Here is an 18,544-nt window from a genome sequence, read left to right on the forward strand (position 1 = left end):
TTTCCTCCTCAAAAGAAAGCAGAAAATAGCTTCCCGCCTTCTCTAAGAGGGAGAAGATCATGCAAGTCATTTGATCTTAAAAACAAAAGTGCCCGAGAAACAGTTCTCAGACACTTCCTGATGAATGACATTAATCTTCTTTAGAAGCTAACTCCTCTGCTTCAATGACCGGTTGTTCTCCTTCTTTGAGTTTATTGACCGTCATATTAACTCCAAGAGCTCCTGCTAGCAATTGACGAATATCAAATCCAGCTCCTTGAGAGACTTGGTCGATACTTTGCATGATATCGCCCACCATCTTAGAAGCATTGCCTTCCCCGTACATGGTGATCTTATCAACCTTGGTTAATGGTTCTGCGACAGCACGCGCAATTTCAGGCAACTTGTCAACGACCATTTCAGTAATGGCTGCTTCTTGCATTTTCTTCATCGCTTCGGCCTTTTGGTCCAAACCTTTGGCCTCGGCTTCCAGTTTCAAGCGAATGGCTTCGGCCTCGGCACGACCTTTGGCTTCAATAGCTTCAGCCTCTTGCAATTGGGCAAATTTCTCAGCTTCGGCTTGGGCTTTCCGAGCTTCGGCTTCTTTTTGTGTTTCGAAGAGTTCTGCTTCTGCCTTGCGTTGGCGTTCAATCAATTCTGCTTCTGCAGCTTGTTGACGAGCATATTTTTCAGCTTCAGCTTGTTTGCGGATGTTGGCATCCAATTCCTGTTCACGAACCTTTACTTCGCGCTCTTTGACTTCCGCTTCTTTTTCCTGTTTCATGATATTAGCTTCGGCTGCCACGCGCTCTTGTTCACGACGTTGCACTTCTGCCTCAATCCCTTTAGCGGCATCTGCTTTTGCTTGGGCAATATCTGCTTCTTGCTTGAGGGCTGCTTGTTTGAGTTTTAATTCATTTTGTTTTTGCGCGATTTCAAGATCGGCAGCGACGCGTTTGTCGTTAGCCAATTTATCTTGTTCTGCTTCAACTTCCTTGCGTTCACGTTCTGCTTTGGCTTTGGCAATCAAGGCATCTTTCTTAATGGTTTCAACATTCTCAATCCCGAGGTTATCGATGACTCCCCCTTCATCAGAGAAGGATTGAACCGTAAAGGCGATGACTTCTAGACCCATTTTAGCCAAGTCTGGCGCTACGTTGTCTTGCACTTTTGAGGCAAACTCTTGACGGTCATTGACCATCTTACGGAGTTCCATCTGACCGATCACTTCCCGCAGGTTTCCTTCCAAGACATCTTGGACAGAATTGGAAATATCTGTCGTATTCCAGTTCAAGAAGTTTTCTGCAGCCCGGGCAATCATTTCATCGGTTGTACCGATTTTTAATTTAACAGCTGCATCGGCACGGACGTTAATGAAGTCCAGTGTTGGGACTGCTTCGGACGTCCGAACATCTGTCGAGAATTGCTCAATATCAAGATAAGAGCGTTGTTCGACAAAGGGAATCATAAAGCCAGCTTTCCCACGCAAGTGACGTTGCTTCCGAAGACCGGTAATAACCACGACTTCGTTGGGTTTAGCGTTCACATAACCTTTAACAAGCAAAATCAAAATAATAACTGCGACTATTAGGCCGGTAATCAACCAACCTGGAATAAATAAAGTATCCATACTTTTTCTCCTTTTTTAGAGGTCTCCCCTCTGTTATTTATTAATCCTAGTATATCAAAAGAAGGCCTTTCCTCAAAGAAAAGACCTGTATTTATGTCTAAATTTATCAAATGCAATCTCTAGCTTATTCTTCGTCAAACAAGCCATTTAGACCGGCGAAAGGACTGTTTTCTTCTTTCTTAATCGCTTGAGCGGCTTGGTATTCTTCTTCGGATAGGATTTTCCAATCATTGCCTTCGATAAAACCTTGTCCAGCCTCTTCTTCTGGAGTGAGAACCTTGAGAGGAATATTGAGCAGGATATTATCCGCTACACTCTCACTCAGATCAATCTTCCCACCTTCGATTGGCAGGATCAAGTCTTCCTCTAGGGCCTCGATATCTGCATCAGACTGTACATCCTCAGCAAACACCTCTGTTACAGGATAGCTCTCTTGAAGCTCAACAGGCTCCATGCTACGACTAGATGCCAAAACGATGGTGTAGCTCAACTGATAATCCAAGACATAGAGGCCTGTATCATAGGCTACTCGTCCTGTCGCTGTCACATTCTTTAAATCAAGAATTTCTGGATTACGCTTTTGCAATTCCTTGAGTAAATCCAACTCTTGATCAAATGCTAGTCCTTCAGGATTTTTACGGATTTCTTGTGTATATAAGTTCATTCTTTTGTCCTCAAATCTTCTAGATACTACTAGTATATCATGAAGCCGCCCCTCAACCAAGAAGTCTCCTCAAAAATTTGTTATAATCATGAAAAAAGATGAAGGAGATCTGATGGCAAGAGTTTACAATTTATCATTTTCAACTGTATACACAGCTTTAGTCCAAAAAGTCTTACGAAAGGGTGGAAAAGAGATAAGCCTTGACCAAATCACCTCGCGATTAACAGGCTATTCTCTGGCGGAACTAAAAGAATGGAAAAAGAGTGACGGAAGTTATGGAGATTTCTTTCGCCAAGCTCCCGCCTATCACCCCAACCGGACATTGATTACTGGGAAAATTTGTGGCGTGCAAATTGAAACGATTCAGGATCCTTTGATGCAAGAAATTCGCCGCTTAGATCGTCTGGCTGATTGGTTAAGTAAGGGAAAGACTGTTGAGCAATTGGTTGAAAAATACCAGCTAAAAAAGGAGAAGTCATGAAAGAAATCGGAGCTGTTTTTCGACAAATACGTGAAAGTCGCCACATCTCTTTAGAGGAAGCAACTGGAGGCGAATTTTCACGCTCTATGCTGTCGCGATTTGAAAGAGGAGAAAACGATCTGACGACGCAACGGTTTTTTCAGGCTTTGCAACAGATCAAAACCAGCCTCAGTGAGTTCTCTCATCTAGCAGGAATCGATCAGCACTCCTTTATTCCCAAATTGTTGAAAGAGCACTATGAAAACATGAGCTTGGAACACGATCAAGCCTTGTACCAAAGCTACCAGCTAGCCTATCAGAAAGATCAGAAAAAAGAAGACTTCTTAGCCAGCATTATTCTCAAGGCCAAAATCCTTGGCTTATATCCTGAGGTAGAGTTGGCTGCTAGCCAAGAGGAACTAGATTTCCTCTATGACTACCTCTTCTCTGTCATGGTCTGGGGAAATTTTGAGTTAAGCCTATTTTCACTGACCTCTCCTCTTTTCTCTAGTCAGCTCTATCGACAATACACAGAGGAGTTGGTCCAACGGGAGGATTTCAAGCTTCTCCTAGATTCCTCTCGTCCTGCCATCAATTCTATTTTCCTTAATGGCTTTTTTCTCGCCATTAGTTCAAATGAATTTGAAGATGCAACCTATTTTGATCAGCTGATCAAGGACCACTTTTACTCTGAGAACGAAGCCTACCTTCGGACGGTTTATCTCTACGCCAAAGGAGAATTTCTCTATCGAAAGGGAGAAAAAGAAATCGGTCTTGAAAAGATGGAACAGGCCATCCAGGTTCTCTCTATTCTGGATTGTAAGGACAGTGCCAACTACTACAAACAGGGCCTGCAAGAACTGATCAATAAATCCTAAAAACTCACAGATCTACTCTGTGAGTTTTTGTTGAAAATATGCAACATTAATTTTTTCTTGCTTTTTAGGTTTACAATAGGACTATCAAGTAAAGAAAGAAGGTTCTTCCCATGATGACCAAACTAAAAAACCACTTCCTCCGCTTTCTTCTCTCACATACCAGCGTTTATCTGAAGGATCAGGAACTTCTTCTCTCTGATGATGAGAAACTAGACCTCTTCAAACAGATCTTTCGATCCATCAAACAAGTCCTACAAACTAATCACGTGAAGGAGGAAGGCTCATGAAACTCTTAGCTCGTAATAAAATTTTTGCCTTACTTAGTCTTTCTCGCTTTTTGAATACCCTTGGCGCTGCCATCTACAATCTGGTCTTTGTGGTCTTTGCTGCCAGTATGCCACAACCGAGCCTAGCAGTTGGCATTGCCAATCTCATTGTATTTATTCCCAGCCTCTTTACCATTTTTGTCGGCATGAAGGCTGACCACACGAAGAAAAAAGCTAACTGGTTGATCCGCATCGGCTATCTCCAAGCGATGCTCTTCATCCTTATTGCTCTCATGACCAAGATTCCGGGTTACCTAGCCTTTTCGATTGTTTGCTTCTTAAACATTGTTTCAGATTGTTTGAGCGATTATCGAGGAGGCTTGCAACTCCCCATCATGAAAAAGAACATCCCCGACGAGGATTTGATGGAGGCCTATTCCTTCAACCAACTACTTAGTATGGTCTGCTCGATTTCTGGACAAGCCCTAGGGGTTTGGCTGCTAGCCATCAGCCATCAAAATTTTGCTCTGGTCGCTTCAATCAATGCGCTGGCTTTTCTCCTGTCTTCCACTTGTCTCCTGATGAGAAAAAAGCAGCTGACACATGATCCCGTCATTGAGCCCAAAAGTAAGAATTCTTTGGTACACGAATGCCAAGAGATGTACCAGAACGCCAAAAGTATTTTTGCAGATGAGGAGGTTCACCACTTTGGCAAGTTGCTCTTCTCATTGGTTCTCATCAATGCCCTTGGGGGATCCATCTCAGGTATCTACAATCTGCAACTGCTTCACTCCCCCTTCTTTCAGTTGAGCTTTAGCCAATCCCTCTTGATCTTAGAGGCAGTGACTATTTTAAGCATGGTCTGGGCTAGCCTGACACCCCACGATTATTTTTCCAAGCAATCGCTCCACCATATCCTCCTGTGGATCGCAGGTGGGCTGACCATGCTTGGTCTCACAAATATCCTGGTACACTGGGACATTCTTTCCCTTCTACTCATCACTTTCCTTGGTTATCTTGTAGCAAAAATCAACCCAAAAGTTTCCAGTCTTTTAATGAGTAAATTGCCCGCTGAAAAATTAGCTTCTACCTCTAACTTTTTGGGACTGATGGTCAGCTTTGCCATGCCACTTGGGACAGCTCTCTTTTCTAGTCTAGCTATCTGGAGCCTTCCCCTAGCGTGGGGGATCTTTGCCATCCTTGGTTTCACTACCCTCCTCTTAACTACCAAATAAAAAATCCACCGTTTGGTGGATTGATCTTGAAGACAAAGTTATCTTAAAAACTTTCCTTAGGTGAGGACGGACATCAGCGAACTTCTTCGAAGTTCCATGACTTAGTTTTGGACCCAAGGTTCCAAAACTCCCGAGTGCTAGAAACACAATTGTTTCTAGCACTTTTCTCACAGCGGAAAGTTTCAATAGATGAGTTAATAATTCTAAAGAATAAATTTCTTTTATTTGTATAGAATTTATTAGATTTATAAAGAAAAACAGTTTTCCCACACTCTCAATCCTGCTAATGATGGATTTTTTTACATTTTTCTTAAACGTGCCACCCGCTCAGCAATGGGTGGGTGGGTATAAAAGAGTTTTTGCAATCCGGATTCTTTTTTAGGATCGTTGATAAAAAGAGCACTGCTCGCATCATCGACATGTCGTTGCATTGGTTCGCTATTGTCTAGTTTTAACAAAGCATTGATCATCCCTTGAGGATTCCGCGTCAATTCAACACTTGAAGCGTCTGCTAGGAACTCCCGTTGACGAGAAATGGCTAACTGGACCAAGGTCGCTGCTAATGGCGCTAAAACGATGGTAAGCAGGGAAAGGATCAACATAACAATCTCCAAACCACCGCTACCTTCTCGATCATCGTCCCGGCTACGGCCACCGCCCCACCACATCATCCGGCCACCAATACTAGAAAGCATGGTGATGGCACTGGCAAGGGCAACCGCAATCGTGGAGATGCGGATATCGTAATTGCGAATATGGCTGACTTCATGTCCGATAACTCCCTCCAATTCCTCACGGTTCATCACAGCCAGTAGACCTGTTGTCGCTGCAACGGCTGCATTTTGAGGATTAGACCCTGTCGCAAATGCATTCATGGATGGATCATCTACAATATAAACTCGAGGCATAGGGATTTGAGCTACCATGGCCATATCTTGTACAATATGGTAGAGTTGAGGGGCTTGCTCTTCCGTTACCTCACGCGCCCCGTTCATCCGCATGACAACTTCAGTTGATTGGAAAATCATGCTAAAGGCATAGATTCCACCAATAATCAAAGCTAGGATGACGCCACCAAGGGAAGAGCCTAACCAGAGGTAGCCAACGGCTGCTCCGATGATAGCCAAGAGTATGAAAAAAGCAATAAGGAGAATCCAGGTTCTCCTTTTATTGCTTGCAATTTGGTCAAACAGCATATTAGTCTCCTAATCCGCTAAAGTCCACCTTTGGTACTGCTTTTTCTTCTTCAGGCACTTGAAGGAATTCAGCCTGTTTGAAGCCAAACATTCCAGCAATCACGTTTGTTGGGAAAGTTTCCAATTTCACATTATAGTTGCTTGTGACACTGTTGTACAATTGACGAGCATAAGAAATTTTATTTTCTGTGTTGGTCAATTCTTCTTGCAATTGCATGAAGTTGGTGTTAGCTTTCAAGTCTGGGTAGTTTTCAGCCACCGCAAAGATGCCTGCTACTTGACGAGAAAGAGCATCGCTGGCCGCCATTGCTTCTGCAGGTGAAGAAGCTTGCGCTACTTGTTGGCGAAGTTGAGTCACTTTTGCAAGTGTATCTCCTTCGTACTTGGCATAGCCTTTAACGGTTTCGATCAAGTTTGGAATCAAGTCATTCCGACGTTTCAATTGCACATCAATTTGACTCCATGCTTCGCGAGTTTGCATCCGGCTTTTCACCAAACCGTTGTATACTCCTACTACAATTAACACAAGGACCACAATGATCCCAAGAATAATCCAAATCATTTTATTGAATTCCTTTCATTTCTTTCTACCAGTATATCAAATTTCCCTTATTTTGTGGTAAAATAATAGCATGAAACCAGAAGAATTTTATGTCCGTTTAGCCGATCTCGGCTTCCCATTAACTGATCGCCAAAAAGAGCAATACGAACGGTATTTTGAGCTCCTCGTTGAATGGAATGAGAAGATTAATCTCACTGCCATCACCGCAAAAGAAGAAGTCTATCTCAAGCATTTTTATGATTCTATCGCACCCATTTTACAAGGTTTGATCGAAAACCAACCTATCCGTCTCTTGGATATCGGAGCTGGTGCTGGCTTTCCCAGCCTTCCTATGAAGATTCTTTTCCCTGAGCTGGATGTGACCATCATTGATTCCCTTAATAAGCGGATCAATTTTCTCCACTTGCTGGCTGAAGAGTTGGGCTTAAATGGGGTTCATTTCTACCATGGACGAGCTGAAGACTTTGCGCAAGACAAGGCCTTTCGTGCCCAATTTGATATCGTAACTGCCCGCGCCGTTGCCCGCATGCAGGTCCTCTCTGAACTGACCATCCCTTACCTGAAAGTAGGGGGACGGCTCCTTGCTCTCAAGGCTAGCAATGCTCCAGAAGAGTTGGAAGAAGCCAAAAATGCCCTGAGCCTGCTATTTAGTAAGGTTGAAGACAATCTACAGTATGAATTGCCAAACGGGGATCCACGCTATATCACTGTTGTCGAAAAGAAAAAAGAAACCCCCAATAAATACCCAAGAAAAGCAGGTATGCCCAATAAGCGGCCATTGTAGTAAGATACAAAGGGCCAAGCGGATAAAGTCAAATAAGAGGCTGGGACAAAAGTCCTAGCCTCTCAATTATTTTTGGATTGTCAAGCAAGACGCAGTGGTTGAGTGGGCTCTACTACGCTGATTTCATCAGCTTTTACAGCCCTACTCAACTGTGCGGAGGTGGGACGACGAAATCGAATTCTAACGAATTACCGATTTCTGTCCCACTCTCTTTTTTATTTTTGTTTCAATTCTGTTCGCAGGGCTTCTTGCTGCTCTTTTGTCAGATGAACGCCCTTACTCGCAACAATCTGGCTAGAGACTTTGTTAGCAAATCTTAAGGCTTGCGTCATATCTAAACCTTCTAAACGAGCGGATATAAAAGCTCCCACATGGCTATCTCCAGCACCTACTGTGTCGACGACTTCTGTTGGAAAACCGTCTGCCTCATACCAGTTGCCATCGTAGGCAACCGCTCCGTTTTCACCCAAGGTGACAATGACTAATTGTCCCGTTCTCTGATACAAGTGTTCGATGGCTGGCTGGATCTCTCTACACCCTGAAAAAGCCAGTGCTTCAGCCTCATTAACATGGAGAATTGGATGCAAATCATAAATTGCTTCCAGTCGTTCCTTTGGAATCAAGAGTCCACGTGGCCCAGGTGCGAAAATCACCTGGCCTTCTAGTTTCGAAACAGACTGGACCAATGCAAGACCGGTTGGCTCCTCAACTTCAAGGCCACACAAGTAGATGTAATCAAACGGATCTGTCTCGATCTCTTTTAGCCACTCTGCTTGGAAGCTATACTCCACTCCGTGGTCCGATAAGAAAGTCCTCTCACCATCAGACTCTACAAAGCAGTAACAGCAACCATTGGCCCCTTCTAATGAGAAGCTAGAGGAAATCCCTAATTGTTTCAGCTCTCTCCGGATAAAATCACCATACATCCCAGAACCGACTGGCGAGACAAACTGGTAGGGTTGCGACAAAAAATGAAGGATATTGACGACATTAAAGGCACAACCTCCCACAGACCATTGCTGGTGATCAATATGGGCATCTCCTTCACGACTTGGCAAACAATCCAAGTAAATCATCACATCACAAACTGTAGAACCAATAATTAACGCAGCTGTCATCTTTTTCTCCTTACTTTGCCTTCTATTATACCAGAGGAAACATAAAAAACAACCAACCCCTTGTGGAGTGGTTGCTTCTCATTTTAATCACGGTAAACGGGTTGAGGGCCAAAGGTTTGGGAAACCGGCATGATTTCAATCCGATTGACATTGACATGCTTGGGCTGTTGGATCAACCAAGCTACGGTGTTGGCAATGTCTTCAGGCTGAATGGCATGGGCATCGCGATAGAGGGCCTCTACCCGTTTTTCATCCCCTTTAAAGCGAACAGAAGAGAACTCTGTCCCTTCACAAAGACCGGGTTCAATATTGCTGACACGAATCTTCTTGCCAGCTAGATCCGCCCGAAGATTGAGGGAGAATTGCTTGACAAAAGCCTTGGATGCCCCGTAAACATTGGCCCCTGGATAAGGCACAGTTCCTGCTGTAGAGCCCAAATTAATAATATAGCCATCATTTCGTTCCACCATCTGAGGCAAGATTTTCCTTGTCAGATAGGTCAAGCCGACAATATTGGTCTGAATCATGGTCAGCCAGTCTGCGACCTCTGCTTCATAAGCTAGGGCGAGGCCTAGAGCCAAGCCAGCATTATTAACCAAAACATCCACTCTCTCCCAAGCTTTTGGCAAACTGGCAAGTGCATGATCTACCTGAGAAAGATCCGTCACATCCATTTGCAGGGGATAAAAGGCTTCTCCCAGCTCTTCTTGGAGAGCCTGTAATTTTTCAATGCGTCTAGCTGATCCGATCACACGGTATCCATCTGCTACTAAGCGACGGCAAATCGCTTGACCAAAACCAGCTGAAGCTCCTGTTACTAAAATCGTTTCTGACATGTCATTACCTCCATGGATTGTAAAAACGTCCCTGATTGAGAAAGATCAGGACAATACTCAAAACCAGAACAGCCAAGGCTGATAGAATCATCCCATAATCTTTCATTTCCATGGCTTGATGAGAATACCAGGTCCGCTTTTTATTTTTACCAAAGCGACGTAATTCCATGGCTGTAGAAATACTGTCAATCCGCTCAAGGGAGCCAAAGATTAAGGGAGAGATGATTTGTAAATTGCCTTTGATCCGCTGGATCAGCTTGGCCTTTTTGGACAATTCCACCCCTCTAGCTTCCTGAGACAATTTAATCGTTTGATATTCTTCTTGTACGTCAGGAATGTAACGCAGAGTCAAGCTGACAGAATAGGCAATCTTGTATGATACGCCAATTTGGTTGAGGCTTGAAGCAAACTGACTAGGATGGGTCGTCATCAAAAAAATCAAGGCTAGAGGTATGGTACAGACATACTTAAGAGCTAGATTAAAAAGATAAAAGAGTTCCTGCGAGGTGATACTATATGAACCCCACCCCTTCATCAGTACCGTTTTTGCCCCATAGATCTCTACACCATACTGAGGGGCAAAGAGATAGACCATGACAACATTTAACAGTGCAAAAACAAGAGCAAATGCAAGTACAAATGAAATATCCCGAAAACGAATGCGGGCAGTAGAGAACAAGGCCAGAGCACCCAGACCAATTCCTAAAAGGAGCCGAGTATCATAACTCAACATGGCGGCAAGAGATACAAAAAGAAGAAAGAGTAACTTACTCGCACCTGAAAGGCGATGAAGAAAACTCGTCCCCTCATGGTAGCCGACTAATCGATGCTTCATGATCTACTCCTTTCTGTTGCATATAAAACTGCGTTAGCGCCAAGGGATCCATTCCTAATCGATTGGCTAAGGCAAAAATCGAAGTCTCTTTGAGATTAGCCTCTTGTAAAATATCCGGATGAGTGAACAGCTCTGCAGGTGAGAGATCAGCTAGAATTTGTCCGTCTGATACCACAAGTGCACGATCAGAATAATCCAACATCAGTTGCATATCATGGGTAATCATGACAATGGTATGGCCTTTTTCTTGCAAGCTATCTAGAAATTCCATGATGTCAGTGTAATTGCGCTGGTCCTGACCTGCTGTCGGCTCGTCCAAGACCAAAATTTCTGGTCCTAAAACTAGTATAGAGGCGATGGTCACCCGTTTCTTTTGCCCATATGAGAGGGCAGAAATCGGCCATTTACGAAACTCATAGAGACCACAAGTTTTCAGTGCTTGATAGACACGCTCCTTAATATCTTCTTCCGATATCCCCCGCAAGCGCAAACCTAGAGCGACTTCGTCAAAAATCATATTGGTTGAAATCATTTGATTGGGGTTTTGTAGGACATAGCCTACTCGCTCAGCCCGTTCCTTGACACTCTCCTGCTTGATATCTTCGCCTCTAGAGGTGTATTGTCCTTCTGTGGTAATGAATCCACAGATGGCTTTCGCAAGAGTTGATTTCCCTGCCCCATTCTTCCCGACAATCGCTAAGCGCTGCCCTTTCGGAATCGTGAGGGATATATTTTTTAAGATCGGATGATTTTCTTGATAAGCAAAGGAAATCTGCTCCAACTTCAATAGTTCTTCTGCTTCACCAGTTTTAGTAAAGGTCGCTTCTGGAATCACACAATTTACATCATCCAGTTGGATATCGTCCAAACGATCCAGATGCTCCAATTGATTGATATCCTGACCAAGCTGGCGAAGAGTTGTTAAATAGAGGGGTTCTCGAATCCCATTTTCAGCCAGAAGTGTCGTTCTCAACAACTCATCTGGTCGACCATTAAAGAGAACTTGTCCTTGATTGATCAAGATAACCCGATCGACAGGACGATAGAGTACATCCTCTAAACGGTGTTCGATAATAATGGTGGTCGTCCCCTGTTCTTCATGAATCTGATCAATCAGATCAATAATATCCTGACCCGATTTGGGATCTAGATTAGCCAGTGGCTCATCAAAGAGGAGGATCGGACTTTCGTCAATCAGAACGCCCGCCAAGCTGACCCGTTGTTTTTGCCCACCGGATAAATCTTGAGGCCGATGATCCAAGAGCTTCATCAAATCTAAGCGTTCTGCCCAACTCTGCACACGCTCTTTCATCGTTCCCAGCTCAACCATGTCATTTTCAAGGGCAAAAGCCAAGTCTTCTGCGACACTCAAACCGATAAACTGGCCATCTGTATCTTGCAAAACCGTACTGACCAAATGAGATTTCTCATAAATACTGAGATCAAAGGTTTCTTTCCCCTGAATGAGGAATTGCCCACTACTGGTTCCCTTATAGATATTGGGGATAATCCCATTTAAGCACTGGCCAATGGTTGACTTGCCAGAGCCAGATGGCCCAACAATCAGAACCTTTTCCCCCTTATAAATGGTTAAGTTGAGATTTTTCAAGGTTGGTTCAGACTGTGCCTTGTATTGGAAGGAAAAATCCTTCAGTTCAATCATTGCTTCTTTCATTTAGTTTGCCTTTTCCCAAAAGAGCGCAAATTGGATGGCTAACTCCGCGATGCGATCCTTGCTATCTAAATCCTCATGACTAGATAAGGTTCGGATATCCCATTTTTCTTCCGAGAGGTGGTCAGCTGCATAGAAGAAATGGCAGAGCTCAAAGCCCCTATAAGCTGCTAAAGCTGCCACTGCCGAACATTCCATATCCACACAGATGGCTCCTGCTTCCTTTCGTCGCTTCATCTTGTCGATGGTTTCTCGGTAGGGTGCATCTGTCGTCCACACTTTTCCCGACTGATAAGAAACCTTATGACTGTCCAGAAAGGCTTGGAAGAGAGGGAGGGTTTTCTTATTTACTTCCACTTCATCACTAGCCGGAAGATAGTGGTAACTAGTCCCCTCGTCGCGAAGAGCAGCTGTTGGAATGATGATGGAAGTCGCTTCAATATCTCGATCTAAAACTCCACAGGTCCCAAAAAGAACGAGTTTTTCCATCCCAAATTGAATCAGATCCTCTATAATCCCCACACAGGAAGCAGCCCCAACGGGTGCATTAAAGGCACCAATCTGTTGGTCTCCAATAGTGATCCCATAGACCAAGACTTCAAAATTGGCCATGGAGGTTCTTGCAATGACCTCATGATCGTAATTCTCAAGGAGGCGAGCAAAAGTTACTCTTGAAAAGCAAGAGATGACAACTTTGGGAAATCCTTCAATTGGTTGGTGTAAGTCTTGTGGATTGATAATCGCCTGTCGATTGGCATCAAATTCTTCTAACAGCATTTCGTGCACCTCTTTCATTCTACTTCTAGGCCCCTATTATACCATAATTAGCCTAGTCATTGGTTTTTGATCAAAGGAAGAGTATAAAAAAAAACTGCTCCCAGACGTTAGATTTTTCGGATCAAATGTCTGAGGGACAGTTCACTGCGATATTTTTTACTTGTTTTCCAATTGCGCTAATTCTAGCAACCGTTCTTTGGACAATTTTTTAATTTCAATTTGACTAGCATCTAGCAGCTGGAATTCATCTGGCTCTAGCGCTGCCAATAGATTCTTCAGTGCAAGAGACCCAATTGGATGGTAATTTTCTGGCTTATCCGGATCTCCATCGATCGCAACCAATAGAACTTGCCAATCAATGATACCCGCTAAGCCCACAATTTCTACATATTCTGCAGGAACATGTGGCACGCTTGGCAAGACCGTATCCGTATCTTCTGTCAAGCTATAGCTGGCTAAGAAGGCTCCTGTCTCCTCCTGTTGATAAAAACGGACTTGACTGAAATAAGCTGCACTATATTGAATCTTCTTGATAAAGGCAGAGTAGGCTTCTAGTGGATGGACATGGTTCAAGACTTCCTGCACTGTATCCCGATCCAAATAGACTGGATGAGCGAAGCCTTGTACTTCAAACTCTTTTATATCTTTTTCTTTCGTCACATTACCCAACGTTTCTAGGATAACGACTTCATAATCAAAATGGAAAATAGAATCTGGAGTATAGCTCACGCCGTCACTAGCCACAATCTCCGTTCCTAATACTTCTGCGAGGCGACTAAGCCATCGAAGGGCCAACTGCCAATCTTCTTCTATCGCAAAAGAGGGCACCTGAATTTGATAAGACTCTTCTTCATCAAAATAGCGTAACTGCAGAGGAAGACCGCTCTTACCAAATACGATACAGTTCAAGCCTTCAAAATCATTTAAAGGACGATGAAGGGTGGCAGGATCATAGTTGTAGGTCGTCAACCCTTCCACCAATTTAAGAACTTCCTGTGCTGCGAGTACTTTCTGATAGCCAAATAAGCTCTTTTTATTTTTGATTGAAAACACGATACTCATTTGTTTTCTCCTTTGTGAAATCGCTTACCTAAAGTATAGCACAATTTTCAATCAATTTCCATATAAAAACAGCCTGAGCTTTCAGACTGTTTGTTTCCATTATGCAGGTGCTCCATCAAGCGTTTCACCGATAAGGGCCAAACGCTCAGCAACCTCTGCTTGTGACAAGTTGTGTTCTTCAACATAACGATTGCGAGGGTGAACCCGGCACTCATGTGAGCAACCACGGAGGTACTTGTCTTCATTTTCTTCTGAAGTCAAGATGCGACGGTTACAGAAAGGATTTCCACAGTTGACATAGCGTTCGCATGGCGTTCCATCAAACCAGTCTTTGCCGACAACGCTTGGATCGACATGGTTGACGTCGACTGCAATCCGCTCGTCAAAGACGTACATTTTCCCATCCCACAGTTCGCCTTGAACTTCAGGATCTTTCCCATAAGTGGCGATTCCACCATGCAATTGACCAACATCTTTGTAGCCTTCACGGACCATCCAACCTGAGAATTTCTCACAGCGGACTCCACCCGTACAGTAGACGACAACACGCTTGTCCATGAATTTTCCCTTGTTATCACGAACCCATTGTGGCAATTCACGGAAATTGCGGATGTCAGGACGAATAGCGCCACGGAAGTGACCAAGATCGTACTCGTAGTCATTTCGAGTATCAAGGACAACGGTATCTTCGTCGAGAAGAGCTTCTTTAAACTCTTTTGGAGACAAGTAAGCACCTGTTGTTTCAAGAGGATTGATGTCATTATCGAAATTATCATCTTCTAAACCAAGGTGGACAATCTCTTTCTTATAACGTACAAACATCTTCTTGAAAGCTTGCTCTTCTTCCTCATCAATCTTGAACCAGAGATCTTCCATCCCTGGAAGGCTGTGAACGTAGTCCATGTATTTTTGCGTTGTTTCGTAGTCACCAGAAACAGTTCCATTGATTCCTTCGTCAGCCACTAGGATACGCCCTTTAAGACCGATTGATTTACAGAAAGCCAAGTGGTCGGCTGCAAATTGTTCTGCATTTTCAATGGGGGTATAGAGATAATAGAGTAATACGCGAATAGGTTTTGCCATGTCATTCTCTTTTCTAAGATTAAATTATCAGAATTTTTAATTCAACTATACCAGTATACTCTCCCAAGAAAACGAATGCAATTTATTTGACTGAAAAATAAAAGCCTGGGATTCCAGACTTTTATACGACGAAACCAAAGCTCCTCCTTCCTACTCTTCCTTTTCCAACTGATCCAGATAGGCTTCATAGCGTCTTTTCTCAACTTTTGCAAGAAGCATCACAAGGGTATTCACTCCCCATACAATTGGAAGATTCAGTAAAAAGGTAATAGGAAGTACTAGTAAGAATTTTGAATGAAAGGGATTTGCCTGATAGACAGCCTGGTTTAATTGAAAATTTTGAGCCCAGATGAACAAGGAGAGAATAGAGGTTACTGCTACAATTCCCGTCACATTTAGATAGCTATAACTGATAAATCTCACACCCAATCGTTGACAACGCACCGAATAATAAAATCCTGAGACGATGAGTAAGGCTACCACCATGATTGGACTCAGCCCCACCTTAGATGTAAAAATGGATCCCACACTAAAAACAGTTAAGGCAAGGAAAAGAAAACCAGCTGTCTCAGCCCCAGCCTTATTAGCTAAGCCTTCTTCTCGTTCATCTATGATTTGTTTGTTCAGCAATTGTAATCTCATCTCTTCCTCCTTATTCTTCATCCTCTAACTCTGCCTCGATCTTCTCTTGTTTTTTCCGATTGATAAGAGCAAGTGGTTTTTCAAGCAGATCTGTCAGGAGGGCAAAGACGAGAATTTCTAATAGAATTTTGACCAGATATTTGGGACTCAACATAAAGCTCGTTGCTTCTCGCTTTCCAATCATATCCATAGCTGTCACAAGCACAGCAAAGAATAGACCTGACCCAAGGCGACTCAACCAGCTATCTTTTTCTAACATATCTCGAACATCAATCCCTGAACTGATCCTTCTTAGCAGAGCATAAGTTCCCATGGCAATCAGAAGGAACATCTCAGGTAGATAAGCGACGAGATCTAAGTCCAGGATACTGGATTTCACAAAGGCGGATAGGGCAATAAAGCAGGTCATGCCAAGGACAAGTTCTCCTGCGATTTTTCCATCCAGTAGCATGGTCCGTTCATCTTTTACAATTGGTTCTTTCTTTTGTTTCATATGTTTCCTCTTTCTATGTTAAAACTGTTACTCCCAGAACAGTTGATCCAGCGTCTTATCCAAGGTCTTACAAATGGCAAGGCAAAGGCTGAGGGTCGGATTGTATTTCCCTGCCTCGATCAGGCCGATGGTCTGGCGTGTCACCCCGATAGCATCTGCAAGATCCCCCTGGGTCATATCATGCTCGACCCGGGCCATTTTTAATTTGAGATTTTTCGCCACATGCTTTTCCTTTCTTGTTTTTATAACTTTATTATACACTATATTTTCTATTTTGCAATATATATCTTACATTTTGTAAAAAAATATTTTTTACAAAACAAAAAAAGCCTGGTTTCCCAGACTTTATCTTCTTATTTATGATTAGTCTTTAGACAAACTTCCGTCTTTTGTTTGGGTACGAGCATAGGCAATCAAGAGAAGAGAACCTGCAACAGCTACTGTTAAAGCATTAAAAGAACCCGCAACAACACCTTGTAGGAAGACTTTATTGGCACTTTCCTTGTAGATCAAGACATCTCCAACTGGAGCAATCAAGCCCCAGATCACAAGGTTGGATACGATTTGAACGACGTTAAAGACAATTAATTCTTTCTTTGTCACTTCCCCCTTGAGTTCACCGATTTGTTTGCGGAAGAAACCAACAAAGAGTCCAAACAAACCACTTGAAATGATCCAAGTCCACCAAAGACCACCTGACATAGCGTCCTTAATAGCATGACCAATCAAGCCGATTAAGAAGCCGACAATCGGGCCAAAGACTACACTAAAGAGAGCTTGAAGGGCATATTGCAACTGAATGCTCGTATTCGGTGCAGGTGCAGGGATTTGCAACATAGCAATCACGACAAAGAGGGCTGCTCCAACCCCAATAGCTACAACATCTTTAATTGAAAATAATGATTTCTGTTTCATTATGATATCTCCTGTTAATTTTCCATTTTTCTAATCTCGATATGCCAAGAAGCCCCAACTCCTACATTATAGGCCTTGGCAAAGGATCCCTGGTTGATGGCAAGACCAACACGGTAAAGGGAATTGATATAAAGGATTGGCTGTCCAATTCGCACGTCGGCGAAAGACTTACCGTAGGTTACTTGGTTTTGGTAAACCAGCATGTCATTGTTATAGATGGTTACTTCAAAACGTTCCCCAAATTCGGGTGCCAAATGATTGAACTCTTCCCGAGTAATGGAAGTCCAAAGAGAACCAAAGCGCACATCTAGGATGTCAACTGCACCTTTAACAAGATCGTCCTCAAAAACCGTCTCAACCACTGGGATTTCCACAATATGTTCGACACTGAGTTCTGGTCCGACTTCTTCAAAACTAATATGGCCACTGGCCAACTTAGCCCCTGTATAGGCGTAGACATCACGCCCATGGAAGGTATAAGAAAACTCTGTATTGGCTCGACGGTTCTTCACCTCTGAAATCTCACGGATAGCAACAATCCCTACATGTTTCTTGATAAAAGAGAGAGTTCCATTATCCGGAGTGACAATGTATTGATTTTTCGCCGTTTTAGCTACGACACTCTTTCGTTTGGAACCGACACCCGGATCGACCACCGAAACAAATGTTGTCCCTTCTGGCCAGTAATCTACTGTCTGAAAGAGACGGTAACTCCCTTCAAAAATATTGTAGGGGGTAATATCATGAGTTAAGTGGTGAATTTTAAGGGTTGGTGATTCTTCTAAAGCAACCCCAATCATAGCTGATACTGCCCCATCCACCAGACCGAAGTCTGACTGAAGAACTAGTAAATTATTGTGCATCTTTATCTCCTTTTTTGGCCAATAATGGAAGAAGGATGTTCGATAGTCCCCATCCTAATCCAGCACCTAGTATGACCGTGAGGACAAACCAAGTGATGGTCGCTAGATCTGGTGATACCATCACCCGATTGACATAGTCTATCGATTTACCACGATCCAGTAACGACATGCGGTAACTGGCTGGATAGAACCACATCATAAGAATGGGCCCTGTCGTCGCAAAGGCAAAAATGACAAAAGACAAGGCATTTCGTAAATTCGAGCGAAAACGACCACTTGAAGCGACCATCTCCGCAAAACTTCCGGCGATCAAGGCTGGAATAAAGGCCCCTGCACCATGACGTGAAAGGAGAAAGAAGGATCCGATCACGCAGCCAACTATAAAGATAGATCCAACTCCTTTTATTTTTTCTAGAAAATAGCGGTAGATCGTCCCGCCAAACAAGGCTGAAAAGGCAGGAGCATAAAACATATTTCCTTGATGATCGACCAGATTTCCAACTAAGACCCCCAGTCCAATCGCAACAAAATAGAGGAAGACGAAGGCTCCGACTTGTTTCATATGATTCACATTTATTCTATTCATTGGATACT

At 43.3% G+C, this 18,544-nt stretch carries 21 protein-coding genes; 4 read left to right on the plus strand and 17 right to left on the minus strand.

Annotation, left to right across the window (positions count from 1 at the left end):
- Positions 1 to 130: 130 nt before the first annotated feature.
- Together HMPREF0833_RS05215 and HMPREF0833_RS05220 are read right to left on the minus strand one after the other, a co-directional pair.
- A complete protein-coding gene (locus tag HMPREF0833_RS05215; RefSeq protein ID WP_003005145.1) occupies positions 131 to 1,609 on the minus strand; it encodes a flotillin family protein in 1,479 nt (492 codons plus the stop codon).
- A 124-nt stretch (positions 1,610 to 1,733) separates the two neighbouring features.
- Entirely contained in the window at positions 1,734 to 2,273 is a 540-nt protein-coding gene (locus HMPREF0833_RS05220; RefSeq protein ID WP_013904041.1) for a YceD family protein, read from the minus strand.
- Between the two features lie 109 nt (positions 2,274 to 2,382).
- On the opposite strand from HMPREF0833_RS05220, the gene HMPREF0833_RS05225 reads away from it, so the two are divergent.
- The 3 genes from HMPREF0833_RS05225 to HMPREF0833_RS05235 all read left to right on the plus strand — a co-directional run bounded on the left by HMPREF0833_RS05225 (position 2,383) and on the right by HMPREF0833_RS05235 (position 5,112).
- Positions 2,383 to 2,754: a DUF2200 family protein gene (locus tag HMPREF0833_RS05225; RefSeq protein WP_174221309.1), complete on the plus strand. Its 372-nt coding sequence runs from the start codon at positions 2,383 to 2,385 to the stop codon at positions 2,752 to 2,754.
- Positions 2,751 to 3,611, plus strand: a complete 861-nt coding sequence (locus HMPREF0833_RS05230) for a helix-turn-helix domain-containing protein (RefSeq protein ID WP_013904043.1) — start codon at positions 2,751 to 2,753, stop codon at positions 3,609 to 3,611. The genes HMPREF0833_RS05225 and HMPREF0833_RS05230 overlap by 4 nt, the downstream gene beginning before the upstream one ends.
- 283 nt (positions 3,612 to 3,894) lie before the next feature.
- The gene (locus HMPREF0833_RS05235; RefSeq protein WP_013904045.1) at positions 3,895 to 5,112 is read left to right on the plus strand and encodes an MFS transporter; all 1,218 of its coding nucleotides are present in this window, start codon (positions 3,895 to 3,897) and stop codon (positions 5,110 to 5,112) included.
- A 299-nt stretch (positions 5,113 to 5,411) separates the two neighbouring features.
- Here HMPREF0833_RS05235 and htpX read toward each other — a convergent pair whose 3' ends face one another.
- Together htpX and HMPREF0833_RS05245 are read right to left on the minus strand one after the other, a co-directional pair.
- Complete coding sequence (gene htpX, locus HMPREF0833_RS05240; protein WP_013904046.1) at positions 5,412 to 6,308, minus strand: zinc metalloprotease HtpX; 897 nt, start codon at positions 6,306 to 6,308, stop codon at positions 5,412 to 5,414.
- A 1-nt stretch (position 6,309) separates the two neighbouring features.
- Entirely contained in the window at positions 6,310 to 6,870 is a 561-nt protein-coding gene (locus HMPREF0833_RS05245; protein ID WP_003017390.1) for a LemA family protein, read from the minus strand.
- Positions 6,871 to 6,940: 70 nt separating this feature from the next.
- Between HMPREF0833_RS05245 and rsmG the strand changes: the two genes are divergently transcribed.
- A complete protein-coding gene (gene rsmG / locus HMPREF0833_RS05250; RefSeq protein WP_013904047.1) occupies positions 6,941 to 7,654 on the plus strand; it encodes a 16S rRNA (guanine(527)-N(7))-methyltransferase RsmG in 714 nt (237 codons plus the stop codon).
- A 215-nt stretch (positions 7,655 to 7,869) separates the two neighbouring features.
- Here rsmG and HMPREF0833_RS05255 read toward each other — a convergent pair whose 3' ends face one another.
- From HMPREF0833_RS05255 to HMPREF0833_RS05315, 13 genes are all read right to left on the minus strand, one after another.
- Entirely contained in the window at positions 7,870 to 8,772 is a 903-nt protein-coding gene (locus HMPREF0833_RS05255; protein ID WP_013904048.1) for a carbohydrate kinase family protein, read from the minus strand.
- A gap of 83 nt (positions 8,773 to 8,855) precedes the next feature.
- Positions 8,856 to 9,608, minus strand: coding sequence for an SDR family NAD(P)-dependent oxidoreductase (locus tag HMPREF0833_RS05260; RefSeq protein WP_013904049.1), 753 nt, complete (start codon positions 9,606 to 9,608; stop codon positions 8,856 to 8,858).
- 4 nt (positions 9,609 to 9,612) lie between these two features.
- Positions 9,613 to 10,443 carry an energy-coupling factor transporter transmembrane component T family protein gene (locus HMPREF0833_RS05265; protein WP_013904050.1) on the minus strand — a complete coding sequence of 277 codons (831 nt, stop codon included), beginning with the start codon at positions 10,441 to 10,443 and terminating at the stop codon, positions 9,613 to 9,615.
- Complete coding sequence (locus tag HMPREF0833_RS05270; protein WP_013904051.1) at positions 10,415 to 12,118, minus strand: ABC transporter ATP-binding protein; 1,704 nt, start codon at positions 12,116 to 12,118, stop codon at positions 10,415 to 10,417. Before HMPREF0833_RS05270 ends, HMPREF0833_RS05265 begins: the two co-directional genes overlap by 29 nt.
- Positions 12,119 to 12,892, minus strand: coding sequence for a nucleoside phosphorylase (locus HMPREF0833_RS05275; protein ID WP_003018328.1), 774 nt, complete (start codon positions 12,890 to 12,892; stop codon positions 12,119 to 12,121).
- A gap of 156 nt (positions 12,893 to 13,048) precedes the next feature.
- On the minus strand, positions 13,049 to 13,954 hold the full coding sequence (locus HMPREF0833_RS05280; RefSeq protein WP_013904053.1) for a DUF4299 family protein: 906 nt from the start codon (positions 13,952 to 13,954) through the stop codon (positions 13,049 to 13,051).
- A 99-nt stretch (positions 13,955 to 14,053) separates the two neighbouring features.
- A complete protein-coding gene (gene trhO, locus HMPREF0833_RS05285) occupies positions 14,054 to 15,037 on the minus strand; it encodes an oxygen-dependent tRNA uridine(34) hydroxylase TrhO (RefSeq protein ID WP_013904054.1) in 984 nt (327 codons plus the stop codon).
- Between the two features lie 150 nt (positions 15,038 to 15,187).
- Positions 15,188 to 15,679, minus strand: coding sequence for a DUF6773 family protein (locus tag HMPREF0833_RS05290; RefSeq protein ID WP_041818356.1), 492 nt, complete (start codon positions 15,677 to 15,679; stop codon positions 15,188 to 15,190).
- Positions 15,680 to 15,689: 10 nt separating this feature from the next.
- Complete coding sequence (locus HMPREF0833_RS05295) at positions 15,690 to 16,172, minus strand: DUF6773 family protein (protein ID WP_013904056.1); 483 nt, start codon at positions 16,170 to 16,172, stop codon at positions 15,690 to 15,692.
- Between the two features lie 27 nt (positions 16,173 to 16,199).
- Positions 16,200 to 16,394, minus strand: a complete 195-nt coding sequence (locus HMPREF0833_RS05300; RefSeq protein WP_003005328.1) for a helix-turn-helix transcriptional regulator — start codon at positions 16,392 to 16,394, stop codon at positions 16,200 to 16,202.
- Positions 16,395 to 16,535: 141 nt separating this feature from the next.
- Positions 16,536 to 17,087 (minus strand): ECF-type riboflavin transporter substrate-binding protein, encoded by a 552-nt coding sequence (locus HMPREF0833_RS05305; protein WP_013904058.1) that lies wholly within the window; start codon positions 17,085 to 17,087, stop codon positions 16,536 to 16,538.
- Positions 17,088 to 17,101: 14 nt separating this feature from the next.
- A complete protein-coding gene (locus tag HMPREF0833_RS05310; RefSeq protein WP_013904059.1) occupies positions 17,102 to 17,950 on the minus strand; it encodes an SAM hydrolase/SAM-dependent halogenase family protein in 849 nt (282 codons plus the stop codon).
- Positions 17,940 to 18,536 (minus strand): MptD family putative ECF transporter S component, encoded by a 597-nt coding sequence (locus HMPREF0833_RS05315; protein ID WP_013904060.1) that lies wholly within the window; start codon positions 18,534 to 18,536, stop codon positions 17,940 to 17,942. Before HMPREF0833_RS05315 ends, HMPREF0833_RS05310 begins: the two co-directional genes overlap by 11 nt.
- Positions 18,537 to 18,544: the final 8 nt, after the last annotated feature.

Source organism: Streptococcus parasanguinis ATCC 15912 (assembly GCF_000164675.2).
In the GTDB taxonomy this organism is placed as follows: domain Bacteria; phylum Bacillota; class Bacilli; order Lactobacillales; family Streptococcaceae; genus Streptococcus; species Streptococcus parasanguinis.